Annotated in this window: 5 protein-coding genes; all 5 read left to right on the top strand. The window is 69.2% G+C overall.

Annotation, left to right across the window (positions count from 1 at the left end):
- Positions 1–146 precede the first annotated feature (146 nt).
- The gene (locus tag ACFWPJ_RS23440) at positions 147–2,192 is read left to right on the top strand and encodes an ABC transporter ATP-binding protein (protein ID WP_378854537.1); all 2,046 of its coding nucleotides are present in this window, start codon (positions 147–149) and stop codon (positions 2,190–2,192) included.
- A 76-nt stretch (positions 2,193–2,268) separates the two neighbouring features.
- Positions 2,269–3,009 (top strand): energy-coupling factor transporter transmembrane component T family protein, encoded by a 741-nt coding sequence (locus ACFWPJ_RS23435; RefSeq protein ID WP_378854536.1) that lies wholly within the window; start codon positions 2,269–2,271, stop codon positions 3,007–3,009.
- A 55-nt stretch (positions 3,010–3,064) separates the two neighbouring features.
- A complete protein-coding gene (locus ACFWPJ_RS23430) occupies positions 3,065–3,742 on the top strand; it encodes a hypothetical protein (RefSeq protein ID WP_378854535.1) in 678 nt (225 codons plus the stop codon).
- 218 nt (positions 3,743–3,960) lie between these two features.
- Positions 3,961–4,593 carry an ammonium transporter gene (locus tag ACFWPJ_RS23425; protein WP_378854534.1) on the top strand — a complete coding sequence of 211 codons (633 nt, stop codon included), beginning with the start codon at positions 3,961–3,963 and terminating at the stop codon, positions 4,591–4,593.
- Between the two features lie 50 nt (positions 4,594–4,643).
- On the top strand, positions 4,644–5,285 hold the full coding sequence (locus tag ACFWPJ_RS23420) for an isochorismatase family cysteine hydrolase (protein ID WP_378854533.1): 642 nt from the start codon (positions 4,644–4,646) through the stop codon (positions 5,283–5,285).
- Positions 5,286–5,369: the final 84 nt, after the last annotated feature.

Below are 5,369 nucleotides of genomic sequence, written 5' to 3'. Positions count from 1 at the left end.
GTGCCTGACCGCCGGGACAGGAGGGGCCGCGACCTCGAGCGCGCCAGCGCTCCAATAAGCACTGGCAGACTGGACGGGTGAGAGACAAGCCCGCGGACCTCCCCCGCGGACCCCTGCGCCCCATCGAACTGGCCACCGGTGCGGTCATGGCCGGCCTGACCGTCGGCCTCATCACCGTCGGCTCCCTGGTTCCGATGGCCGCGGCCCTGCAACTGGTCGCGGCGGTGCCGCTGGGTCTGCTGGCCCACCGCTATCGGCTGCGCGCCCTGGTCACCGCCACCATCGCCGCCGGATTGGTCACCTTCGTTGCTGCCGGACTCATGCCCGCGCTCGGCGTCTTCGGCGCCGCCACCGTCGCGGGCATCATCGGCATCGTGAAGCGCCGTGGCGGCGGCTTGCCCGCCGTGCTGGCCCTTACGGTGGTGGCGGCCGTGTGCTGGGGGCTGTTCTCGGTGGGCTTCCTGCTGGTCTTCGCACGCACCAGGCAGCTGTTCTTCGACGCGATCAGCAATACCGCCAAGGGCATCCAGGACCTGGCCGCCAGGCAGGCGGCACTCGAGCCGCTGGGCCGGGCCGCCGCCGAAGCCACCGATGCGGTGCTGCGCTGGTGGTGGATCTACCTCGGCACCTCGGTCGCCCTCGGCGTGCTGGTGAGCACGATCGTGTCCTGGTATGTGCTCGGTTCGGTGCTGGACCGCCTGGCCTGGCTGCCCGGCAGCGACCGCCTCGACGCACCCGATGACGACCGCCCGGTCGGCCCGCTTCCAGTCACCCTGCACGGCGCGGGCTACCGCTACGCGGGTGCCACCGCAGACGCGCTCGCCGGTATCGATCTGACGATCCATCCGGCCGAGTTCGTCGCCGTGGTCGGCCACAACGGCTCGGGCAAGTCGACCTTGACGCGGGTACTGGCGGGCAGGCCGCCGACGTCGGGCGCGGTCAGCAGGCCCGGTTCGGCCGGCCTCGGCGAACTGGGCGGCACCGCGCTGGTGCTGCAACGTCCCGAGAGCCAGACGCTGGGTGTCTCGGTCGCCGACGATGTCGTGTGGGGACTGTCGGCGGAGCTGGCCGCCGAGGTCGATGTCGACGCGCTGCTAGCCGAGGTCGGCCTCGACGGCATGGGCAGGCGGGAAACCGCCACCCTGTCGGGCGGCCAGCAGCAGCGCCTCGCCGTCGCCGCCGCGCTGGCCCGTCGTCCCGCCCTGCTCATCGCCGACGAGGCGACCTCCATGATCGATCCCGACGGCCGCCGCGACCTCGTGGCCCTGCTCGCCGAACTGCCGCGCAGGCACGGCACCGCGGTTGTCCTGGTGACCCACCACGAAGCCGACGCCGCGGCCGCCGACCGGGTGATCCACCTGGCGAACGGCCGCACGGTCGACCACCTCGCCAGCTGGCCGCGGCCCGCGCGCGACCAGCGCCGCGGCCCGATGGGCGCCCCAATCCTCGAACTGGCCGATGTGCGCCACACCTACAACCGCGGCACGCCGTGGGAGGCGCCCGCCCTGCACGGCGTCGATCTGTCGGTGCGCCAGGGTGAGGCCCTGCTGATCGTCGGCGGCAACGGTTCGGGCAAGTCGACGCTGGCCTGGATCATCGCCGGTCTCATCGCGCCGAGCTCGGGACGCTGTGAGCTGCGCGGCGACCCGGTCGACAAGCAGATCGGCCGGGTGGCCCTGGCCTTCCAGCACTCCCGGCTCCAGCTACAGAAGCAGACCGTCGGCGAAGAGATCGCCGACTGGGGCGGGCGCGCGACCGGCTCCGGCGCGGTCGGCCAGGCGCTGGACGCGGTCGGGCTGGATCGCCGCCTCGCCGCCCGGTCGGTCGAGGAACTCAGCGGCGGGCAGGCCAAGCGGGTGGTGCTCGCGGCGATGGTGGCGAGTCATCCGCAGGTGGTCGTGCTCGACGAGCCGCTGGCCGGCCTCGATCCGCAGGGCCGCGCCGAGATCGTGGAACTGCTTGCCCGGCTGCGGGATTCGGGACAGACCTTGATCGTCATCTCCCACGATGTCGCCGACGTGGCCGCGGTGTGCGACCGCACGGTGCATCTGGACGCGGGTGTCGTCGTCGAGACCGCGGGCGTGCGGCGGCCGGTCGGCGCACATCCGGCGCCGATGCCCAGGCGCGCGGAAACCGTCTGGCAACTGGACAATCCACCGCACAACGAACCGGGAAGCGGGGTCGTGCGATGAGCGAGCGCAGCGAGCGGCAAACCAACACAGCCACCTCGGTGGTCATGCCGGAGCCGAGCGGCAGCGAGGTGCAGGCATGAGCACCGTATTGCTGCGTGAGGTCCCCGTCGACAGCGTCGTGCACCGGCTGTGGGCGGGCACCAAGATGATCGCCGCCTTCCTGATCAGCCTGCTGCTGATGTTCCTGCCGATGTGGCCGGTGCTCGGGGTGATCGTGGCGTTCCTAATGGTGATCTGGGTGCTGGCCCGGCTGCCGCTGGGCGCGCTGCCCCGATTGCCTTGGTGGTTCTGGGGTTTGGTGGTGCTCGGCGGGCTGATCAACGCGCCGATCGGGATGAAGGCGGTGCTCGGATACACGCAGGTGCTGGTGTTCGGCATGGTGCTGGTGGCCGCCTCGTTCCTGATCGCGTACACCACACCGATGGGTGAGGTGGCGCCCGCGCTGGCGAAACTCGGTGCGCCGCTGCGCAAGCTGCGCCTGCCGGTGGACGAGTGGGCGGTGGTAGTCGCGCTGACACTGCGCGGGCTGCCGCTGCTGCTCGACGAGATCCGGGTGCTGCGCGCGGCGCGCAAACTGCGGCCCAAGGACAACCTGCTGCACCGCGCCGCCGACAACTATCCGCTCATCGACATCCTCACCGCGTGCATGGCCGTATCGACCAGGCGCGCGGGCGAACTCGGCGAGGCGATCACTGCGCGCGGCGGCACCGGCATGCTCACCGCGCATCCCAGTTCGCCGACCAGCCGCGACGCGATCGCGATCGGTGTCGTTGTCGCCGTGTGCGCGGGCGCGATCGCGCTGAACGCCGTGCTCTGAACTCCGGCGCGCGGCCTCCCTCGCGCCGGGCGATGGGCGGGCGATACTGGCTGGCGTGAGCGACAGCGAACGTGCGGTACCCGCCTGGCAACGGCCTTCCGAGGGCGAATCCCGGTTGTCCGCCACCGCCGCGATCCTGGGGATCGTGGTGGTCCAGGTGCTGCTGCCCAGCGAATTACTGCCCTCGCCGGCGTGGCTGCTACCGATCCTGGAACTGGGTGTACTGCTGGTGCTGATCATCGCCAACCCGAGCCGGATGGATCGCGAGGAGCCGTGGATCCGTGGCCTGAGTCTGCTGCTGGCCGGGTTGATCAGCATCGCCACCGCGGTGTCGGCGCTGCTGCTGTTGCAGGCCATCTTCTCGGGTCAGTCCGATCAGGGCGCCGGGACGCTGCTCGGTAGCGGGATGTTGATCTGGGCGACCAATGTCATCGCGTTCTCGCTCTGGTACTGGGAGTTCGATCGCGGCGGTCCGGCCGCGCGCGCCACCGGCCGGAAACCTCTACCAGACTTCATCTTTCCGCAGATGCAGGACCCCGAGCTCGGCGGCAAGGACTGGCGCCCGGAATATCTCGACTACCTCTACCTGGCCTTTACCAACGCGGCCTCGTTCGCTCCCGCCGACGTCCTGCCGCTATCGCGCTGGTGCAAGATGATGATGATGGTGCAATCCATCACTTCCCTGGTCATCGGCGGCATGATCATCGCGCGCGCGATCAACATCATCCGGTAGTCGCCGCGCACGGTTCGCCATAGCGAATACGGATGAAAAATCTAGGGTTTAAAATTGAAATTCACTGTTCCGCAACCGCTGAGCAGGCTATCGTTCAAGTCGAAAATCGAGCTGGACAACCGCTTCACGCGCCGTCGCTAGCTTCTCGGGGGAGCCACATCTCGGCGCCACCTTTCGTTTGGGCACGTCACCTGATGAACCAGATGGGAATCGTTCACATGATCATCCGCAAAATCGCCGCCGCGGCCATTCCGGTCCTGGCGGTAGCGCTGGTGGGCACGGGCGTTGCAAACGCCGATCCGGTTACGCCGGACGTCGAATACCGCACCGAACTCATCGGCAACACAGTCGTCACCACCCTCACCCACGGCACCTTCGCCCTCAACGGCGACACCGTCGACATTCGCGACGAGGCGGGTGCGACCCTGGTCTCGCTGCCGCTCTCGGTGCGTGACGGCAGCCTGGAATACCCGCTGCCGCACACGGTTCGCGAGGACAACCGGGTGCTCGAGCTGACCGCGGTCAAGGACGTCGCCGCGGCCAGGCCCAACCTGACGCCCGTCGCCTCGCCTGCGGAAAACTATGCGGCACAGGCTAATTTCGCATCCACCTTCGGGCTCGCCACCGCCATCGGCAGTTTCGTCGGCATGGCGATCGGCGCGGTCATCGGCCTCGTCGTCGGCGCGGCGGCAGGCGGCATCGGCGCGATCCCCGGTTTCATCACCGGCGCCAGTGTCGGCGGCATCATCGGCAGCCTCATCGTGGGTGGACCCACCCTCGTCGTGGCGGGCATGGACCTGATCAACACACTGATGGCGCCGCCCGGCACCACCCAGTGGGCGCAGAAATAGTCTGCGCGACAACCTGATTGCCAGCCGCATCGACGCCTACACTGGCGTCGGTGCGACAAGGCAACGGACTCGACATTCCCGACGACCTCGGCGATCTGTGCGCGCCCGACCGGATGGCGCTGATCGTCTACGACATGCAGGTCGGCGTGCTCGGCCAGCTACCCGACGGCCAAGAGGTCGTGGAACGGGTGGTGCGCGTGGTCGAAGCAGCCCGCAGTGCGGGCTATCCGGTGATCTTCCTGCGGCATTTCTTCCCGCCGCGCCGCCTCTCCGGCGTGTACGCGATGCGCCTGCTGATGGGCTGGCAGCACGCGGAATCCATCGACGACGTGCAGTTCATCCTCCAGCGTGATACCCCGCCCTTCGAACTGGTGCCGGAACTGGTGCCGCGCGAGGACGAGCTGGTCCTGGACAAGATGACCATGTCGGCGTTCGAGGGCACCCCGCTGGCCGCGCTGCTGCGCGATCTGAAGATCGGCGCCTACGCCATCGCGGGGGTGGCCCTGGAGATCGGGATCGTCCCGACCGTGGCGCATTCCACCGACCTGGGCTTCGTGCCCGTGGTGATCGGCGACGCCTGCGGCGGTCGCGACAAGGACGCGATGGCGCGGGCGTATGACGAGTTCGCGTTCCAGGGCAATGCACTGGTCACCGATGTCGAGACGATCACCGGTCTAATGGCCGGGAAGTGACCGCGCGGGCCCATCGCCGCCCAGCACGCCCCAGCTGCACCACCGTTCGTTCCCCAGCCGTCTGCCCACTCAGCGCCACCTGCC

The sequence above is a fragment of the Nocardia sp. NPDC058497 genome (genome assembly GCF_042720195.1).
Classification (GTDB): domain Bacteria; phylum Actinomycetota; class Actinomycetes; order Mycobacteriales; family Mycobacteriaceae; genus Nocardia.
Note: the sequence above shows the minus strand (reverse complement) of the source record. Positions and strands in the feature narration are given on the sequence as shown.

Coding starts and splice junctions, on each gene's coding strand:
- ACFWPJ_RS23435 (WP_378854536.1), top strand. CDS start 2,269: ATGAGCACCGTATTGCTGCGTGAGGTCCCCGTCGACAGCGTCGTGCAC.
- ACFWPJ_RS23425 (WP_378854534.1), top strand. CDS start 3,961: ATGATCATCCGCAAAATCGCCGCCGCGGCCATTCCGGTCCTGGCGGTA.
- ACFWPJ_RS23440 (WP_378854537.1), top strand. CDS start 147: ATGGCCGGCCTGACCGTCGGCCTCATCACCGTCGGCTCCCTGGTTCCG.